Raw genomic sequence first — 20,004 nt, forward strand, 5'->3', positions numbered from 1 at the left:
AGCCTTAATGGTTTTATAGTTAAGCGCGCGCTTTAAAAAAGTATTTAGGTAACACCCATGCCACACCAAAACCAATTAGCGGTAATGCCATTTGTAAAATGGCGTAAACTGCACTGGTGCGTCTGCTTGCGCCATTAGCAAGGGTTACGGCTTCGGTGGTAATGGTACTTATACGCCCGCCACTGGCTAAAAGTGTAGATAAATACTGGCCAAAACTAATCGCCAGCCCAAGCGCTATCGCGATTAAAATAGGGGCGAATAGTTGTGGCAATTTAACCTGTAAAAACACCTTGCAGGGACTTGCCCCCAAGCTTGCGGCAACGCGCGCTAATCGAGGGTCTAAACGCCTGTAACTATCGGCAATAGATAAAAAAACATACGGTAAAACAAATAAAACGTGCACAAATATCACATTAAAAAAGGCATGCTGGCTATTGAGCAGTTGTTGTAACCACACAATACCAAATAAAAACGCAATACTGGGCACTAATAAAGGAAGATAAATAATTAACTGTGTCCATTTCGACAAGAGTTTCGCGTTTAACTGCTCGGCTTCTAAGCACAGCAATACCATAGTGATAGCAAACAGCGTACTTATTCCCCCTATTATTAAGGTATTAAACAAGGGAGTATGTATTTGTGTAAATGCATGTTGAAAATGCAGAAATACCACGCTTGAGGGCACGGTATCCGGAAAACGCCAATAGCCCGCTATTGACCACATCACTAACCCAATTAGCGTAGCAACAATAAAAATTAAAATTAGACTCGTGAAAACATAAGTAAATGTGCAGATCAATTGATGTGCATACTGGCGGCGGCCATTAATAAGTGATTGCTTAAAAACTAGAGCAATGATTTTTTCAAGCAATAGCCACGTTAAGAGTAGTCCAACAGTGACCGCTAATTGTAACAGGGCACCCGCCGAGGCTTTTATTCGCAGGTTTAAATCTACATCGTTAAACCAGTGCATTATAGCAACGGCTAAAGTGGGAGGGGTATTTGGGCCAAGAATGAGTGGCATTTCAACGCTGGCGCTGGCATAAGCAAGTACTGCAAAAATAGGTAAACGTAACAGTGGGTATAAACTGGGTAGCACCACTTTAAAAAACGCCACCATAGGGTAATAACCTAAATTAACCGCAATTTGATGCTGCTTGCGTAGCTTTTTACCAAGTTCGGGTTGCGCCAAAACACCCAATGCAATCAGTAGTAAAAAAGGTAACTCTTTAAGCACAAGCCCAATAATAATGCTCCAGCCAAAAGCGTCGTAAGGTAACGCGCCTTCTGGCGCTAATTGCCAGCCAGTTAACCATGGAGAAAATAAACGAGTAAATAACCCCGATGGCGCAATTAAAAAACTCACCGCAATCGCGGCAGCGGCATGCGGAATAACCAATATTGGACTTAAAATATATTCAATGCGTTTAAGCCACACACTATTAAAAAACGCGCCAAGCATAATGATCATCAGCACAAACGCGATTAAGGTACTAATAAGCCCTGTTCGTATGCTCAGCTCTACCATGTGTGTCAATCCAGGCGTTTGCCATAATGCGTTAAATCCTGCTAAGCCAATATTTGTTTCATTGAGTGCCGGCGCCCAACCAAAGGCAGGTAAAAGCACGCCGATTACCCCCCCTAAAACGGGTAAAGTAAGCAATGCAACCAAACAGTAAGGACTTAGTTTGACCAAAAAGGTAAATAGGCTATTTGAAGCGGGTACTTTATTCATTGGCTAACCCCATAGCGCGTTTGCCAACCTTGCATTATGGCATTAACCCAACTTGGGTGAGGCTCACTGAGTGTGCGTTTTATGCTATTAAAAGGCAGCGCACTTGGGTGCGGTTGTGTGGTTTTAAATAAGGCTTGTTGCTGGGTATTTAGCATTGATTGGATCAACACGGTTTTATCGCCCCAAATAGTGGGCTTTTGTTTATGAGCTTGCGCTTGAGGGCTTAATAAAAAATTAGCGACTAACTGTGCGCCTTGTGCATGGCTTGCATTATACGGTATTGCTACAAAATGGGTGTTACTTAAACTGCCATCATGCATAGCATAACTGCGGGTGCTGGTGGGTAAATCAAAGCGTTGTACTGCAGCGGGCACTTCTGGCGCTGAAAAGGTAAACCCGATACTAAGCTCAGTATCGTCAATTAAGCGGCGCATTTGTGCGCCACTTTGCATAAAATGTTTGCCGCTACGCCAAAGCGCAGGGTGTAATTTATTTAAAAATACCCACAAAGGGTTGAGCACCTCAGTGGTGTTTTTATCTGTAGCTGGCTGGTTTAGCTGTGCTTTTAATTCATCATCGTTGTTGTTATGTAGTACCACTAAAGCGTATTTTAAAAAGCTCATGCCTAAAAAATCAGGCGGCTTTGGGTAACTAAAACGCCCAGGGTTTTGCGCGCTCCAAGTTAATAACTGATGTAGGGTGGTGGGTAATTGATTCGTTGTGCTGCCATCTATTGCTAGGCTGTCGTAATAAAAAGTGAGCGACGCTTGCCCCCAAGGCGCTTCCATCCCGTTTGTAGGCAAACCAAAATCAAAGTTTACCGCGGGGTTATTATTAGGATCGGTTAATGCAAAATTTGGCAGCGTCTGGGCCCAGTCTTTAAGCAGCAAGTCATGCTTACTCATAGCGGCAAAGTTAGCGCCATTGATCCAAATTAAATCGACACTGCCTTGAGCGTGATTATTGGCTGATTTTTCTGCTAATACTCGGCTTACTGCTTCGCTGGTATCGCTTAATTTTACATGCACTAATTCAATATCATATTGCGCTTTGACCTGCTCAGCCACCCATTGAATGTAGGCATTTATTTGCGGATCGCCGCCCCATGCATAAAAATAAACGGGTTGGTTTTTACCTTGGCTTTGGATAGTTTGCCAGCGAGTATCAGAGGGAGAGGTTGCCATGGTTTTAAAGCTAGCAACTAAAACAATGCACAAAGCAATACTCAAAAAACAATATCGGCTGAGTATTTGTATTGGCTTAACGACGTGCATTTAAATTCCAGTTGTAATCTAAAAATTTAATTTTCATGTCATTATTTTGCAGCGCTTTTTGTTGAGCGGGTAGCAGTTTTAATGCATCAGCGTATTGTGCTAAAAACGGGTGTAATGTGTTTGCTCCTTTAAAGCCTTGTTCAAAATCACCGCCGTACCATTTAAAAATAGACGATACATTTAAAGTATTGCCTGTTGCCATGTTGCGGGTGTTGTCTGACAAAAAACGAACAGTTTGCTGGTGTAATTGCTCTTCTAGTTTATCGGCCGAGTAGGCTTCTTCACGAAGTGCAGGGCAACCAATACTGGCGCAGTTTACTGCAAAGTGAATACGCGGGTCGTTGTATTTACCACTACCACGAATTAACTCATGCTCTATATCATCAAGGCTGCGTGTTTTACCTAGCAGCGAAATAAACTCTTTGCTCCACGGTGAACTAAAAAAGCTACCTAACTCTTTGATTGATTCAATATTAGGGTACTGCGTTAATATTAGTTCAACGGTAAAGGCATTATAGGCATTAATTAAAAACGCCAACTGTTTGTGTTTACCCCACGTGTTAAATTCACCTGGTGTGATGGCTGTTAACGTATTTAAATATGCTTTTAATTGGGTATGCTCGTGTTTAATTGCAGCGTAATCAACCTCAGTGCTGTGCCCATGATTAATAGCGACAACATGTTTAGTTAATAGCGTGTTCCAACTATCGTGCAGGTTTTGTGCACTACTTTTAAACGCCGTGACCAGTAGTGCACTTAAAACTAAAAACTTCAATAACGTATACAAAGGCTTAACCTCGGCGCCATGCATGGTATTTTTCAAGCATGTTTAAAACAGTTTGTGGAGCATGGTTACGTTTCCATTCACCAGCGGCATATTTGTTGCCTTCTGCCCATGTTGGGTAGCTGTGAATTGTGCCTAGAATTTTATTAAGGCCAAGGCCGTGTTTCATGGCTAAAACAAATTCAGCAATTAAATCGCCTGCATGCTCAGAAACCACAGTAACTCCGAGTATTTTGTCTTTTCCTTTAGGGGTGATCACCTTAATAAAGCCATTATTGGCGCTCTCAGTAATGGCGCGGTCTAACTCTTCAAACTCAAAGCGGGTGATTTCATAGTCTATGCCTTTATCAATCGCTTCTTGCTCGTTTAGGCCTACGCGCGCGACTTCTGGATCAATGAAGGTGGTCCATGGAATAACACGGTAATCTACTTTAAACTTTTTAAAGTGGCCAAATAAGCCATTAACCGCCGCGTACCACCCCTGATGAGCCGCAACGTGAGTAAACTGGTACGGGCCTACAATATCGCCTGCGGCAAAAATATTAGGGTAGAGTGTTTCTAAGTAGTCGTTAGTTACTATGGTTCGATTAGTTTCTATACCAAGCTCTTCAAGGCCATAGCCTTTGAGGCGTGCGCTTCGGCCAACGGCACACAGTAGCTCATCATATTCAATATCAATTTCGGTGTCGTTGTGCTTCACCACGAGGTACTTTTTACCCTCGCGTGCTTCACAGCGCAGCGCTTGGTGTGAGGTTAAAATATTAACGCCACTATCGGCCAATGATTGGTGTGCAAAAGCTGACACTTCAACATCTTCTTTGATCATAACGCGCTGAGTCATTTCAACTTGCGTCACACTTGAGCCTAAACGAGCAAAGCTTTGTGCAAGCTCACAACCAATCGGGCCCCCACCTAAAACAACCAGTTTTTTGGGCGCTTCGTCGAGCTCGGCAAATTTGCTCCATAAAGTATCGCTGGTAACGTAACCGGTTTCTTCAATACCTGGCAGTGGCGGTATAAACGGGCGTGCACCGGTGGCAATAACAAGTGTGCGAGCGGTAAGAGTTTGCGTGCTGCCATCGTTAAGTTTAATTTCCACTGTCCACGGGTCAATCAATTTTCCATAGCCTTTTAAAACCTCCACACCTAAATTTGTGTAGCGCTCTATGCTGTCGTGCGGGGCTATATCAGCAATGACTTGATGTACACGTGCCATTACTTTTTTAAAGGAAAACTGCGGTGTAGTGTTTTCAAGGCCATAGTTTTCGCCATGGCGCATTTGCTGTGCTATTTTTGCACTTTTAATAATGGCTTTACTAGGCACACAGCCAGTGTTTAAGCAGTCACCACCCATTTCGCCGGCTTCAATTAAGGTGACTTTGGCTTTTACTGCGGCGGCAATATAGCTGGTAACTAAGCCGCCTGCACCCGCGCCAATAACAATCATGTTACGGTCGAATTTTTTGGGCTTAGTGTAGTTTTTATAAACCCGTTGTTTTTTAAATACATTTAAAATCGCTTTCGCAATCAGTGGGAATACACCTAATAGAGCAAATGACAGAATTAAATCTAGTGACAAAATGCCCGATAAACGCTCAATTTGTGCAAGTTGAGTACCGGCATTCACAAATACAAAGGTGCCTGCCAACATACCAATTTGGCTCACCCAATAAAAAGTCCACGACTTAATAGCGGTTAAGCCCATTAATAGGTTAATTAAAAAGAACGGAAATACCGGTACTAAACGCAAAGTAAAAAGGTAAAAAGCGCCTTCTTTATCTACGCCTTTATCTATAGCAGCTAAACGCTCAGGAAACCGTTTTTTAATGGTGTCGCGTAATAAATAGCGTGACACTAAAAAGGCAAGGGTAGCACCAATCGTTGAGGCAAACGACGCCACCAGTAAGCCTTCTACTAAGCCAAATAATGCGCCTGCGGCCAATGTTAAAATAGCTGCGCCGGGTAAAGAGAGAGCCGTTACTACCACATAGAGTAAAAAGAACCCGCCAATAACTAACAACGGCGATTGCGCTTTGTATTGGTTAAACTGATCCATCGACCCTTTTAAGCCATCGAGTGTAAGTAACTGGTGCAAATTAAAATGAAAGAACATGCCAATACCGGCTGCTGCAATCAATAATAACAATAGTTTTTTAATCATATTATCTCTTGGGCTTAAAAGTTATGCGTTAGGGTAAGCTTGGCGTTTATTGGTAATTCAGGGAATGCTAATGTTGCGCCAAAATAGCCGCCTTCAAACACTGGACGCCAGTTATCTTGATTTGTGACGTTGTTCACATCTAATCGCAACTTAGTGCTAGGCGTAAACGCGTAGCTGGTATTGACGTTTAACGTGTATTGGTCACGAATTTTCACTGTTTGTAAAAAATCTAGCGGGTAACTCTTTGTATATAAAGCTGAAAAACCTGCCTGCCATTTCTCATTAATTGAATAACTACCATTAACGCTTAACGATTGCTCAGGAATACCTTGTACTTGGCTATTTGAAGGGGCAAACGCTGTATAACTTGGCGCGCCTATACCATTACCGGCAATAATATCTGGGCGTGAGTTATCAAACGCATCAGCAATTTGCGCCGAGTCTTGGCCAGTCGCAGAGTTATCGTAGCGTGCGTCAATATAGCTATAACCTGCACTTAACCAATATGGGTAAGCGTCGTAAAATACTTGGCCTTCAAAACCTGAGGTACGAATACCGGTATTGCTGCCATCGCGGTTGCGTAAACTACGGCGCTGGCTAAATAGGGCGCCATCAGCATACCAATCGCTGTTGGTAGGCGCATATTTTAAGCCAAATTCTACCAGCGTGTTTTCGGTTGCAAAGTTTTGCGCACTAATCGTGTTGTCACCACCTAAGGTGTTACCACCGGCCATACTATTTGAAGTCGCTTCGTTGTAACTTGCTGCGCCGTAACTTGTAAAATCAGTATTGAGCTTGTAATTAAAACTGATTTGGCCAGATTGCAGCGTGTCGTTAATGCTATCACTGGCTGCTGTTTGTCCTTGTGGCGCTATGGGATCGTGTGCTTCTACATCATAATAATCAAGGCGGTAACCCACACTGGTACGCAGTTTATTTGTCCACTGTGAGTCTTGTTGTATAGCAAAGCCAGTTTGCCAAGAACGCGAGTCGGTGGTGTCTGATAAGTTAAAATCACCACTGCCATCACCGTTTATATCGTATTGACCACCTGGAGATACAAATACACCGGGGCGCAGCTCAACTAAGCGTGCTTTTTGCGCATCGGTTAATGGAATACGACGGTTTGAAAGTGGACCCGTTAAATCAATTGGCGTGTCGGCCTCGGTGGTAAATTGGCTGTATCCAAGTACTTTGTTGTAGCGCACATCAAAGGCTAAGATAGTCTGCTGTTCATTATTCCATTGATACGTTAGTTCAGTGCGGTTTTGTGCGGTATCGGCACCATCTATAATTTCAACAAAACTGTTTTGAGCCACTTCATCACGTTTTAAGTGCTGAAAATAACTAATATTTTTAAGCGACGCTTTATCTGAAAGCTCGCGCTTATAAATACTGTGTAGTAGGTAAGTAGTGGCTTCGTTTTGGTTATCAGGGTCGGTAAGTACGGTGCTGCGATCAATGTTAACTAACCCTGTAGGAGATACAATTGAACCCGCTGCGGGTACTGTGCTGCCGTTTGCTTGAACGCCTTGGCCGGTAATGTAAAGACCATGGTCGATGAGTGCTTGAGTAGGGCGGTTAATACCGGCGTTGTCGGTAAACTCAACCTGATATAGCTCAAAGTTAATATCCCAGCTGCTTTTATCATCAGGCAATACTCGCAGTGCTGCAAAAAGACTGTCACTTTTAGTCCCTGAGTAATCGTAGTAGCTTCCATGATCAAGGTGTTCATAACTCACACGAAAACCAATTTTGTCTTTTACAATCGGTGCGGTGTAATCAAGCTGAGCGGTGTATTGATCCCAACGACCCGCAGAGAGCTTCGCTTTACCTTTGTGTTCTTCAGTGGAGGCTTGCTTAGAGTGTAAATTTACAAAACCACCATTGCGCTGGCTTGAACCAAACAATACTGGAGGAGCGCCTTTAACTACATCTATTTGTTCTACCGCGTTAAATGATAACGGCACACCAAAGCCGTTATTACCTGCTTGGCGACGAGTTCCATCTTGAAAAAGCTCACCTAATTGGCCACGAATAGTGGGTAAGCTTGGTGCACCAAAGCCACTGGCGGCATACGTATTAGGGCTCACAGCAAGTACATCTTGCAAGGTGGTAATGTTAAGTTGTTCTATTAGCTCTTTTGAAATAGGCGTGACTGAACGTGCTATATCTTGCAGTGCTAAATTATCGCCAAAGGGGCCATTTATGGTTGCATCTTTAACAGAAAGTCCTTGAGAATTTAAACTTTGGCCCGCTACTTCAATACGCTCTATGGCATTTTCTGTTACAGGCTTTGTTGTAGCAAAAGCAATAGCGGGTGTATTTAATAAAGCGGCTATAGATACGGCCAAGGATGAATATTTCAAACGTTTTCTCTCTGTAATTGTATGTTGATGGTTATAAAAGACCGAAAGGCTTAAAAATAACTTTCAGCAATTTAACAATATTGTTATTTATTAAAATATTAAAAATAGCTGCTTTGTTAATCGATTTATTAAACAAGCTTAACAGCTATTTACAATTATTATGAAATAAAAGGGAGTTTGTACGGTCTTTATTGCTTATTAGTTTATTTATATCTTTTTTAAGGAAATTTTATGACAGGTTCAATGAATACTGATGTACAAAATCGTTTGCAGTGGTCTTTATTATCGCTTCGGTGTGGGGTGTTTATAGTGATGTAAAGGGCCTGTTTATCTTTCGAGGTTGAATTTGCAGCTGTATGTTTGGCTTTTAGGCAAGGCAGAGCCTGTGTAGTGTGGTTATTCCCCATAAATAGGCGATAACGCAGCATAAATGCCAAACAGACCCTGCCCTTCGGGTTCTGCCTAGGGGCGATTTACTCTTTGTTGCTCGGTTTTTACTTAGCCCACTAGGCTACAAACCTCGCGCCGCGATTAAATCGCCCCTAGCTTGAACAAATTTCAATCTGTAAAGGTCAACAGGCCCTAGTGGACACTGGATAAATTTGTAAATCCGGGGCATAGCGCCCGTATTTTTGAACATTTTTATGGGATCAGTGGCTCTACCGATACTATTGCTTATATTTTAGGTGCACTGCAATTATTGCTAGTAATAGCATTTTTGGTCGGTATTAAAAAACGTATTACTTACGGTGCTATTTTTATAATGCATGGTTTATCTACGCTTTCTTCATATAATCAATACATTGATGGCTTTAATAATTTACTGTTTTTTGCGGCGTGGCCTATGTGGGCTGCGTGTTTTGCGCTTTATTTATTACGCGATCAAGACGTAAAATTTACGATTAAATAATAAAGGCAAAAAAAATGGTTATAAGCGTTAGCCTATAACCAATAAAGTACACAGGGAGTGTAGGAAGTTCTGTTGTACGCAGTAAACGGTTAGTTACCCATTTACTGTGTGTCATCAAAAGCGCTTATTGGCGCTTTTAATCAAATAAAGTGGACTGTAATAAATACTTATTTTTATAAAAGCAAAGCTAATGCCAACTTTTAATGTATTGAAATATATAACTATTTATTATTTATAAGTAGAGGCTTTGCATAATGCAGGTAAATTTTTCTATATTGCAACGGTAAAGGTTACCGACTTTGCAATATAAAAAAATGGCAAGGCTTTTTAAAACAGAGGGGAGTTTTAGTATCGCTGATTTAAAAATCAGCGGCTACTTCAAATTCTAAACGTTGATGAGAAATAGGGTGGGTGAAGGCTAAATACTCGGCATGTAAATGTAAGCGCTCTGCCTCTTCACCATAATGAGTATCGCCAACTATCGGGGTATTTAAACCTAATTGATGAGCGCAATGTACCCGTAACTGATGTGTACGCCCTGTTTTAGGGTATAACTGCAGTCGGGTGGTGTTGTTTTTGCGCTCCAGTACATGCCATGTTGTTAACGACGGTTTACCGGTTTTATAACACACCATTTGGCGTGGTTTATCATCAAAGTCGAGCACAAGAGGTAAATTAATCACTCCGCTATTCTCAGTAATATTGCCCGCCACTAAAGCAACGTAACGCTTTTCAATTGTGCGTTCAATAAACTGTTTTTGCAGCGCTTTATGCGCGCGCTTATTAAGCGCAATAATTAACAGCCCTGAGGTCGACATATCTAACCGATGCACAATAAGTGGGCCAGAAGCCGCGGGGAACTGAGTTTTTATACGCATGTACACTGAATCATCAATATTAATCCCTGGCACCGATAAAAACTCCGCGGGTTTGTTTATTACCAGTAAATCATCGTCTTGATAAACAATAGTTAAGTCTTTTCCTTTTGCAGGGTTTGTTAGTAATGGATTTTCTTCAACATTTAAGCCTTTTAGCATATGACCTAAAATGGGTTGGCATTTGCTATAACACGATGGGTAATAATGTAAGTGATGCCTGATTGCTGATTTAGGCGGTGCACCCCACCAAAATTCGGCCATAGCCACTGGTTTTAAATCGTGCTTGTATGCATATTGTAATAATTTAGGGGCGGCGCAATCCCCCGCTCCCGAAGGTGGAGTGTGCTCAGGAAGTTTGGCAAAAATAGCATTCAGATCGGTCACTTCACCGTGTGCATTTAAAAATTGGTATTGAGCAAATAATTTCTTTTGTAGGTTTTTTGAGAGTGTTTTGCGGCGCTTTTTTAATCCGTTAATTTCACCCAGCATAGCTGCTTGGGTTTGCTCAAGCGCTGTAATTTGCGTTTGCCAGTCTTGCTTTAATGCCTGCAGTTGTTTTTTCTCAACAATACTCTGCCCAGCTAAGGTTGTTTTAAGTTGTTCAAAGTCATCGGCATTGAGTTGCTCTTGGCCAGTTTGGCGTTGCTCTTTTCGCTGTTTGCGGGTCACTTGCATGGCTTGTTGTTTGGCTACAAGTTGCTGTTCATAATTTTTACGTGCTGTAGCTAATTGCTGCTCAATGGCTTGATAATCTTCACTGTTTTCTAATGCCGTAATTTGCGCATTAATGGCGTTAATGATTTGGCTTTGCTGACTAAATACAGCATCGTCTATGTGTTTAAGTGCCACATTAGGTGCAAAATTCAGTTGCTCATCTATGCCCGCTATTTGCCCCGAATAGGCGCTAATAAACCCCAGTTGTTGCGCCTGATTTTGAACGACTAGCACACCAAACATTTTACCCGCATCAATATCATCCGTATCTAAAATAGCCTTATCTAGCTTTTTTAATTGCTGTTGTAATTGCTGTGCAGCGACAACGGCCAAAGGGTGCGGTTTATAATAAAATGGAAATGTAAACTGCTCAGGCAGAGCAAGGGAATCGACGTTTTCATCAAAAACGGTAAAGCAGCTAGCAGGGTTTGACATGGCAGTAAAATTAGCAGTTAACAAAATAATTGCCAAGAGTTTAACATAAGCTGTGCTATGTCACTAAGGATGCGTGCTCGCCAATTTAGACCTATAAAAAAGGCCAACATTTTTATGTTGGCCTTTTAAAATTAAACGCGTTTATAAGTGCTTATTTATTTGCGTCTTTGACTTCTTTTAACTTAGCAGCATGGTCAATTTCAAACGCTGGCATCTCTTTTTTGCCTTCCATTAAATAGTTGTCCATCCAGCGCATTAAACGCAAGCTGTAGTCGTATTGCGCTGCCACTTTACGGTTACCATGACCTTCACCTGGGTAATAAACAAGACGTACATCCTTACCTTGCACTTTCATGTAGCGGTAAAGCTCCATAGATTGTGCAGGGTGAACGCGAGGGTCGTCTTTACCATGCATAATAAGCAGAGGTGTTTCAGATTGGCCTGCCCAGTAAATAGGGCTGCGCTCTAAGTACCACTGCCATTTATCCCATGGGTATGAACGCGCATGAACTAGGTTCATTTCGTTAGAAATATCAGTAGTACCAAATTTAGACAGTTGGTTAGTGACACCCACAAACATAACGCTTGCAGCAAAGTGTTCGGTTAGTTTTGTTGCGCCCCACGCCGATGCATAACCACCGTAAGATCCCCCAGTAATACCAACACGTTTAGTGTCTACTAAACCCATATCAACAAGGTGATTTTTAAAATCAACTAAATCGTCAAACTCTTTACCTGCGTAATCGTTTTGGCCTAATTTTGAGTAATCTACCCCTTTTCCTGTAGAGCCACGGTAGTTAGGATAAAACACCGCATAGCCACGTGCTGCACCCATTTGACCTGGTCGCGAGTAGTTAGTTACCCAGCCGTCTTTATCATGGCTTTCAGGGCCACCGTGTACCGACATAATCAGTGGGTAGCGTGTGCCTTTTTCATAATTTAATGGGTAAACAAGCACACCATCAAGCTCAACGCCGTCGCGTGCTTTAAGGGTAATGGTTTCTTGCTTGGCAAAGCGTTTATCATTTAACCAGCTATTTGAATCGGTTAAACGTGTTGCTTTATTGCTGCGCACAATAAACACTTCGTTAGGGTGTTTTGCGGTATTACCACGAAGTGCGAGTGTTTTATCTGAATCTGAAACACTCAATTGTGAGGCAATAAATTCACCTTCTTTGACTAATTTTTTGTATTTATTAGAGCCCGTTTTAATGCTCGCTACAAAACTTTGCGTGCCTACATTGGCAATAAAGTTAAGTGTATTACGCTTATGCGACCATTCAAAATCAACAACGTGCCCCATAAAGTCAGGTAACCATTCAGTGATTTCAGCGGTTTTAGTGTCAGCAATAAATAAGCGGCCTGTTGCAGGGTCGTGCTTATCTTCTGCACCTAAAATAGCAATGTATTTACCATCATGCGACAGTTCTGCATCACCTAGCTTGCCTTCAGTTTTAAACGATAAGGTTACTTTATTGCTAGCAATATCAAACAAATGCCACATAGATTTTGTGTATTTATCATCAATCAATGCGGTAGGTTGAGTTTTAACCAGTAGCTTTTCACCATTAGCAGCCCAGTTAACATCACTCACGTAATTATCAACGTTGAGTGCGGTGGGGGTAAGTGGTTTATCCGCTTTAGCTAAGTCAACAATAAAAAGCTGCTTGTTATTTAAGCCCATTTCATATACTTCAGCTTTAAAGCCAAGTTTTTTAAGTTCTTTTTCTGACTTGTCTGCTGCAGGCATCGCTAAAATAGCCACCTGTTTGTTGTCTGGGCTTAATTTGTAGCTTGAAATTGATGTGTCTTTTAAAGCAAGAACAGGTTGTGCTTGGCCGCCATCAACAGGTATTTGGTAAAGCGAGGTAAATTTATCGTCTTTTAATTTCGCTAAAAAGTAAATTGTTTTACTGTCGTTTGACCATTCTATGCTTTTAATGTTAACCGAGCCGGTAATAAAAGGACGTTCAACGCCTTTATCATCAACAACATAAAGTTCACTGTAATTACTGCCGTTCTCATCAACATATAATGTACGCGGTAACGATCGTGTAAACGCAACGTTGTCGCCATCTGGGCTAACACTGGTTTGGATCACAGATTTAATTTTTGGAATGTCTTCAACAGTGATGGCCGATTGCGCAAATGCAACTGAGCTTGAAAGCCCAATTGCCAGCGCTAAGCTAGTTTTTAGCATTGTTATTTCCTTTGCTTTATAAGATTTACCTCATTATAACAATGTGTAACCAATATACTAAAAAATGCGATTAATCCTCAAAAGAGGACGTTAAGTGAAGTGATTCTTGTGCAATACCGCGCATACATTTATAGACTCTTTTTAGGAGGAAGCGCCACGTTTGCAAAAATAAGTCCTGCCACCAGTGACATAAATATTAAAAACGTTTGCTGCCCAATATGTTCAGCATAAACAAAGTCTTGACCTTCAATGAGTGAGTTTAAACCTATGTACGTTTTGCTCCCCGGTACCAACACAATTAAGCCTTGCATAGCTACAATGGAAGCAGGGGCATTAGCAACTCGATTAAATAAGTTACTAAATACACCGACAGAAAATGCGCCAACAAAGGTACCCAGCGTGTAATCTAAATACATGGCGGAGCCAATACTGGTGCCGTAGGCTATAAATCCTGAAGCAATAGACCAAGCAGCATGTTTAAACTTAGTTCTAAATATCACAATTAAGCTGCTACATAGTAAAAATATAGCTAACCAAGCTGTCCATTTAGGCAGTGGCTCTGGCTGTACAAAATCAGCTTGGCCAAAAATAGCAAAGCCAATAGCAATACCAATAAATGCACCAAAATAAAGTTTAAACAGCAACATAAACGAGTCCATAATGCGTGCTGTGCCAGATACTAAATGCCGCGCTGCGAGTTCAGCTAAACCAAGTGCCAGTGCTAGGCCTGGAATAAACACAATAATGGCCGACAGAACAATTAAACGAATATTAATATGCGCATCTAAATGAACGCTAATGGCACACGCCAGTACCGCTGAAACAATGGCCACTAAGGGTTCTAACATGTGGGCAACGCGCTTGGAACGTGCCGACCACAGCACAAATAAATAAACAACAAAGGTTAATAAACCAGACCACAGCACGTCATTCCAACTGGTGCCCATAAGCATTGCAAATGCGCCGCCAGAGGTAGCAAAGGCAATACCTGTAATCACTCTATTGTAAGGGTTTGGGGCATCAAAAATGATATCAAGTTGCTGATCAACTTCTTGCAACGTTAATTCACCATTAAGCATTTTATTAACGAGATCATCGGTATCTGCAAGTGAGCCTAAGTCATGATCGCCAGGGTCTACGCGGGCAACATGGGTGTATTCATCTTCGTGGCCATCAGTCCAAATAACAAAGGTAACCGATGTTGGCGACATGACAAACGATGATTTAAGACCGAGGTAAGTCGCCACTTCCATTAAATGGGCTTCTAGGCGATATGCCGGTGTACCGTACTTATGAAGCATTTTGCCCAATTTAACGATAAATTTGCGTTTTTCTGTAAACGTTGCGGTTTTCAAATTTGTTTTGAACCAACTATTAAATAACTAAGCTAAAAATATAGGCAATAATGCTAAAATTGCCCAAGTTTATTTGCGGCGATTTTAAACACAAATCGCCGTCTGTCTAGTCATTTCTCACCGTTATTTTTTATTTTTTTCTGCTATCCATTGCGACATGTATTGTGTGCTGCGCATGGTGTGATGTTTTAGCATTTGACCGGTGAAATTTTTCATTCTATGCGCCGATAAATTTTGGCTTACTAATTGAATTTTTTCGATTAAATTGTGGCTCAACTGCGCTTTATCATAAAGTGTATGAAGTAACTCATTACCAGCTTTTTGTGCAGCTATAAACTCAGCCTGATTGGTATAAATTGAGACAGCAGCGTTTGCAAACTCTTCTGCATTTTGAGTGATAGCCCCAGGCCATGGTAAATGGTTATGCATACCTTCGCTACCTATTGGGGTAGTGACGCTTGGGGTTTGCATGATCATGGCCTCTAAAAGTTTGCCTTTTATGCCAGCACCAAAACGAAGCGGGGCTAAACAAATGCGCGCGCTTTGCATTACTTCATAAGCATCATCTGCCCAGCCTTTAATTAAAAAACCGGTTTTAGGGTTATTGAGTGCGGTGGCTTTAGGTGGTGGGTATGAGCCATAAATGTGCAGCTCTGCCTGCGGTAGTTGTTTGCGGATGAGCGGCCAAATTTTTTGTAAATACAGTACTGCATCCCAGTTAGGGGCATGCCTAAAATTACCAATAGTCATAAAGTGTTGGCGCTGATCATACGATTTAGTTTGCTCAGGTAAGTCGCTTAAATCAACCATAAATGGTAAATGATGTAACACACTAGGCTCAACTTTAAACACTTCATTGAGTAGTTCCATCTCATAGCTTGAGATAATTAAGCTTAAGTCACAGCGTAAAATAGCGGCTATTTCACGTTTAGCTATGTCTGATAGTAAATCGCTATGGTTGAATTCACGCTCACCTTTATGGGCTTCATGGCGGGCATTGCGCAGGCATTGTAAATCTTCGGTGTCTAAAATTTTAAGTGCATTTGGGCAATGCTTATCTACGCGCCAGCCAAATTGTTCTTCCATCATAAAACGGTCGAACATAACAATATCTGGGTTGTAGGCTTTAACGTAATCATCAAAACTATCGCAGTTAAGTGCGATGCTTTGACTGGTGATGCCGTAATCGTTCAGATTTACCATGTGCTCTGTAGGTTGTGCAGGCGTAGCAAATTCAACATCCCAGTTTTGCGATTTAAACGCATTAAGTAACGACATCATGTGCGTACCCGCAGCAGACGAATTGGGCTCTGGCCATACATAGCCAATTACCAGCACTTTTTTCATTGGCTAGATCTCTTATTATTAGGGTCTGTTGACCTTTCAAGGTTAAATTTGCAGCATTCTGTTTGGTATTTAGGCAAGGCAGAGCCTATGTGGTGTGGTTGTTCCCCACAAATAGGCGATAACGCAGCATCAATACCAAACAGGCGCTGCCCGAAGGGTTCTGCCTAGGGGCGATTTACTCTTTGTTGCTCGGTTTTTACTTAGCCCACTAGGTTACAAACTTCGCGCCGCGATTAAACCGCCCCTAGTTTGAACAAATTATAATCCGCAAAGGTCAATAGACCCTAGTTTATTTGCGTGCTTTTTCAGCAGTGTAAATACGCTGCGTTTTATTAAGCCAAAGTACATAACGACAACACAGTAACGATAAGTAAATAGTCGCGTAGTTTAACTTATTCGCCTTACTTAAGCATCATTTAGCTGATTTTATCCTTGCTTAACACTTTATGAACAAGGTAAAACGTGTTTATATAGCGGGTAATATTTAACAATAAAAAAGGATGAAAACATGAATGCTTTTAGGCTATTTATTGCCTTGGTAGGCTGCATTGTTTTATTGCCTGCAAGTTATGCAGAGCAAGGATATCAAACCCCTTCACCGGCGCTTGCTGCACTCGTAGATGCTAAGTTAGCACCAACTAGCTCTTTATCGAATGATGGTCAGTGGCTTGCTCTGTTTGAACGCAAGCGTGTTGTGTCGCTTGATGAGCTGGCCAAAGAAGAATTTAAGCTTGCGGGAATTAAGCTTAATCCTGCTAACTTTTCACGCTCACGGGTAAGTGCAAAGTACAGCGCGTTAGAGCTTAAGCATGTTCAAAGTGGAACAGTAATAAACGTTAATAATTTGCCTCAGGGGATTATTCGCTCGCCGCGTTGGTCAGCAAATAGCGAACATTTAGCGTTTATTGTTGAACAACCGGATAACGCACGGCTATGGGTTTATAGCGTTAAAACCAAACAAGCTAAGCAGTTAAGTGAGCTTGCACTTAATTCTGTACTAACTGCTACACCTTATCAGTGGTTACCCGATAGCACGGCGATTGTGGCTAATTTAGCGGTAAACTTAGACAAACCAAGATTAACCAATGATACTCAAAGTACAGTGCCGGTTATTCAACAAAGCACTGGCGAAAAAGCCCCAGCAAGGACTTATCAAAACTTATTGACCAGCCCGTTTGATGAAGCACAATTTAAATTTTATGGTCAAGGTCAATTAGCGTATATCACGCTTGATGGTAAAGCACAGCCGATTGGCCGTGCCGGTTTATTTAAATCGTTTTCAATTTCGCCTGATTCAACCAATATTTTAGTCGCGACCATCGACGAGCCATTTTCGTATCAAGTCCCTTACAGTCGTTTTGCAACTACATGGCAAATATGGGGAATGCGTGGCTATGCATTAGTAGAGCTGGCAAAGCAACCCCTTGCCGACAACATTCCACAAGGCTACGACAGTGTACGCACCGGTCGTCGTGATTTTGAGTGGCGAGCCGATCAAGGTGCTGAAGTCATATGGGCCGAGGCGCAAGATGGCGGTGATATGAAAACTGAGGTTGAATATCATGACTACCTTTACAGTTTACGAGCGCCATTTAAACGCGACCCTAAATTATTTGCCAAAGTAGAGCGTCGTTTTGCTGGCATACAATGGGGTAATGATAATATTGCCATGCTAAGTGATTGGCGTTTTAGTGATCGACAAGTGCGCACTTATGTAATTCAACCACGTAATGCCGATAGTAACCGCGTGTTATTTTCAGAGCGCAGTTATAACGATGCCTATAAAGATCCAGGGAGTGCAATTTACGAGCGTAACGATTTAGGTGTTAGCGTAATAAAAGTTGTTGGCGGACGTTACATCTACTTACGTGGCGATGGCGCGTCTGAGCAAGGAAACATTCCTTTTTTAGATCAGTACGATGTTAAAACGAATAGCACCAAACGTTTATGGCAATCAGCAGCGCCTTATTACGAGCGTGTGCGTGCATTGTTAGATGATGAAGGCACAAAATTCATTACTATTCGTGAGTCTAAAACGCAGCAGCCAAACTTTTTCATTCGCGATTTAGATAAAGGCTCGCTAACACAGCTTACTCAGTTTGAGCACCCTTACCCTGCATTTAAAGGCGTAACCAAAGAGCAGTTACGTTATACCCGCGATGACGGTGTTGAGCTTTCAGGTACGCTTTATTTACCACCAGGATATGACAAAACACAAGGGCCATTACCGGTATTGATGTGGGCATATCCACTTGAATATAAAGATAAAGCAGTTGCATCACAAGTGCGTGAATCTGAATACGAATTTACCTACATAGGTTATTGGGGCCCTATGCCTTACCTTGCGAAAGGGATTGCGGTGTTTGACGATCCTAAAATGCCGATTGTAGGCGTTGATGGCAGTGAGCCAAATGATCACTTTAGAAAACAGCTGGTTTCTAGCGCTAAAGCAGCGGTTGATGTACTGGTTGAAAAGGGCATTGCCGATAAAGATAACATTGCTATTGCAGGGCACTCTTACGGTGCGTTTATGGTGGCTAATTTATTAGCACATAGCGATTTATTTAAGGCAGGTATTGCCCGCAGTGGTGCGTATAACCGCACATTGACGCCGTTTGGTTTTCAGGGTGAAGAACGTGATTTTTGGCAAGCACAAAGTGTGTACGCAAACATGTCGCCGTTTTTCCATGCTGAAAAAATTAACGAACCTATGTTAATGATCCACGGTCAAGAGGACCCTAATTCGGGCACTTTTCCAATGCAAAGTGAGCGTATGTACGCAGCGCTTAAAGGTTTGGGTAAAGAAGCGCGTTTAGTGATGCTTCCTTATGAGGCTCATGGCTACCGTGCCCGTAAAAGCTTATTACATGTACTGTGGGAGCAAGAGCAGTGGCTTGATAAGTATCTGTTTACAGATAAAGAAGCAGATACTGAAACAACTGAAGCGGTTGTAGACGTAAACGCAAATTAATTTGCTTAATGCCGTGAGATTAAGAATATCCTCTCTTAATCTCACGGCACATTGCGCTGAGTTATAGGCTTCGAGTATCGGGCTTAGAACCTCAGGCTAAGCTCGGTGCTCTTAACCCGATCCTCGAAGCCGTTATTTCTACTTTACTGATAGTTGTTTTATCTTTCACCTTTGGCTTTTTTCCTTTACCCTTTCATTCATAATTAACACTAATTTTTAATCTATTGCGAGCTTTAAATGATTGATGTAGCTGCACTTGCGGTATTTATTCCTACCTTCTTTTTTGTATCAATTACACCCGGTATGTGTATGACACTGGCCATGACCTTAGGCATGAGTATTGGCGTGCGACGAACTTTATGGATGATGATAGGTGAACTCCTCGGTGTAGCAACAGTTGCGGTAGCCGCGGTGCTTGGTGTAGCCAGTGTTATGCTTAATTACCCCAGTGCATTTGATATTTTAAAATGGCTAGGTGGCGCTTATTTAATCTACATTGGCATTAATATGTGGCGTGCAAAAGGAAAAATGTCGGTTGATACGCATAACACAACAGCCGTGAGCCGATATTCATTATTTTCACAGGGGTTTGTAACCGCCATTGCCAATCCAAAGGGATGGGCGTTTATGATTTCCTTATTACCTCCTTTTATTAACGTGCAATACAGTGTTGCGCCGCAATTAGCGGTGCTGGTGGCCATTATTTTGCTCTCAGAGTTTATCTGTATGATGATTTACGCAACAGGTGGTAAAAGCCTGCGGTTATTTTTAACCAAAGGCAATAACATCAAGTGGATGAACCGAATTGCGGGGAGTTTAATGGTGCTAGTAGGAGTTTGGTTAGCTTTGGGTTAAAAAAGAGCCCGAGGCT

General features: G+C 41.9%; 11 protein-coding genes and 1 pseudogene. 3 read left to right on the forward strand and 9 right to left on the reverse strand.

Annotation, left to right across the window (positions count from 1 at the left end):
- Positions 1–19: 19 nt before the first annotated feature.
- The 5 genes from KK487_RS17940 to KK487_RS17960 are packed head-to-tail and all read right to left on the reverse strand — an operon-like array spanning position 20 to position 8,323.
- Positions 20–1,735: an ABC transporter permease gene (locus KK487_RS17940; protein ID WP_016900603.1), complete on the reverse strand. Its 1,716-nt coding sequence runs from the start codon at positions 1,733–1,735 to the stop codon at positions 20–22.
- Positions 1,732–3,009 carry an ABC transporter substrate-binding protein gene (locus KK487_RS17945; protein ID WP_016900604.1) on the reverse strand — a complete coding sequence of 426 codons (1,278 nt, stop codon included), beginning with the start codon at positions 3,007–3,009 and terminating at the stop codon, positions 1,732–1,734. The genes KK487_RS17940 and KK487_RS17945 overlap by 4 nt, the downstream gene beginning before the upstream one ends.
- Positions 2,996–3,820: a DUF547 domain-containing protein gene (locus KK487_RS17950; RefSeq protein ID WP_013463033.1), complete on the reverse strand. Its 825-nt coding sequence runs from the start codon at positions 3,818–3,820 to the stop codon at positions 2,996–2,998. The genes KK487_RS17945 and KK487_RS17950 overlap by 14 nt, the downstream gene beginning before the upstream one ends.
- Positions 3,801–5,954 carry a dihydrolipoyl dehydrogenase family protein gene (locus tag KK487_RS17955; RefSeq protein ID WP_036955083.1) on the reverse strand — a complete coding sequence of 718 codons (2,154 nt, stop codon included), beginning with the start codon at positions 5,952–5,954 and terminating at the stop codon, positions 3,801–3,803. Before KK487_RS17955 ends, KK487_RS17950 begins: the two co-directional genes overlap by 20 nt.
- A 14-nt stretch (positions 5,955–5,968) precedes the next feature.
- Entirely contained in the window at positions 5,969–8,323 is a 2,355-nt protein-coding gene (locus KK487_RS17960; protein ID WP_013463035.1) for a TonB-dependent receptor, read from the reverse strand.
- 586 nt (positions 8,324–8,909) lie between these two features.
- Between KK487_RS17960 and KK487_RS17965 the strand changes: the two are divergent.
- Positions 8,910–9,233 (forward strand): annotated as a pseudogene (locus KK487_RS17965) (hypothetical protein); the annotation flags it as partial.
- A 359-nt stretch (positions 9,234–9,592) separates the two neighbouring features.
- Here KK487_RS17965 and KK487_RS17970 read toward each other — a convergent pair.
- The 4 genes from KK487_RS17970 to KK487_RS17985 form a co-directional block, all read right to left on the reverse strand.
- A complete protein-coding gene (locus tag KK487_RS17970) occupies positions 9,593–11,260 on the reverse strand; it encodes a pseudouridine synthase (RefSeq protein WP_036955139.1) in 1,668 nt (555 codons plus the stop codon).
- Positions 11,261–11,411: 151 nt separating this feature from the next.
- A complete protein-coding gene (locus tag KK487_RS17975; protein WP_036955082.1) occupies positions 11,412–13,460 on the reverse strand; it encodes a S9 family peptidase in 2,049 nt (682 codons plus the stop codon).
- 128 nt (positions 13,461–13,588) lie between these two features.
- On the reverse strand, positions 13,589–14,815 hold the full coding sequence (locus KK487_RS17980; protein ID WP_016900607.1) for a threonine/serine exporter family protein: 1,227 nt from the start codon (positions 14,813–14,815) through the stop codon (positions 13,589–13,591).
- A gap of 123 nt (positions 14,816–14,938) precedes the next feature.
- Positions 14,939–16,162, reverse strand: coding sequence for a glycosyltransferase (locus tag KK487_RS17985; RefSeq protein WP_016900608.1), 1,224 nt, complete (start codon positions 16,160–16,162; stop codon positions 14,939–14,941).
- 508 nt (positions 16,163–16,670) lie between these two features.
- Here KK487_RS17985 and KK487_RS17990 point away from each other — a divergent pair.
- Together KK487_RS17990 and KK487_RS17995 are read left to right on the forward strand one after the other, a co-directional pair.
- Positions 16,671–19,133: a S9 family peptidase gene (locus tag KK487_RS17990; RefSeq protein WP_036955080.1), complete on the forward strand. Its 2,463-nt coding sequence runs from the start codon at positions 16,671–16,673 to the stop codon at positions 19,131–19,133.
- Between the two features lie 237 nt (positions 19,134–19,370).
- Entirely contained in the window at positions 19,371–19,988 is a 618-nt protein-coding gene (locus KK487_RS17995) for a LysE family translocator (RefSeq protein WP_016900609.1), read from the forward strand.
- Positions 19,989–20,004 lie beyond the last annotated feature (16 nt).

Origin of the sequence: Pseudoalteromonas sp. SiA1, from assembly GCF_018732205.1 — a bacterium.
Lineage (GTDB): Bacteria > Pseudomonadota > Gammaproteobacteria > Enterobacterales > Alteromonadaceae > Pseudoalteromonas > Pseudoalteromonas tetraodonis.

What these genes read in the sequence shown, in the direction of transcription:
- KK487_RS17975 (WP_036955082.1), bottom strand. Translation starts at nt 13,460, where the DNA reads ATGCTAAAAACTAGCTTAGCGCTGGCAATTGGGCTTTCAAGCTCAGTT.
- KK487_RS17945 (WP_016900604.1), bottom strand. Translation starts at nt 3,009, where the DNA reads ATGCACGTCGTTAAGCCAATACAAATACTCAGCCGATATTGTTTTTTG.
- KK487_RS17950 (WP_013463033.1), bottom strand. Translation starts at nt 3,820, where the DNA reads ATGCATGGCGCCGAGGTTAAGCCTTTGTATACGTTATTGAAGTTTTTA.
- KK487_RS17940 (WP_016900603.1), bottom strand. Translation starts at nt 1,735, where the DNA reads ATGAATAAAGTACCCGCTTCAAATAGCCTATTTACCTTTTTGGTCAAA.
- KK487_RS17985 (WP_016900608.1), bottom strand. Translation starts at nt 16,162, where the DNA reads ATGAAAAAAGTGCTGGTAATTGGCTATGTATGGCCAGAGCCCAATTCG.
- KK487_RS17990 (WP_036955080.1), top strand. Translation starts at nt 16,671, where the DNA reads ATGAATGCTTTTAGGCTATTTATTGCCTTGGTAGGCTGCATTGTTTTA.
- KK487_RS17955 (WP_036955083.1), bottom strand. Translation starts at nt 5,954, where the DNA reads ATGATTAAAAAACTATTGTTATTATTGATTGCAGCAGCCGGTATTGGC.
- KK487_RS17995 (WP_016900609.1), top strand. Translation starts at nt 19,371, where the DNA reads ATGATTGATGTAGCTGCACTTGCGGTATTTATTCCTACCTTCTTTTTT.
- KK487_RS17970 (WP_036955139.1), bottom strand. Translation starts at nt 11,260, where the DNA reads ATGTCAAACCCTGCTAGCTGCTTTACCGTTTTTGATGAAAACGTCGAT.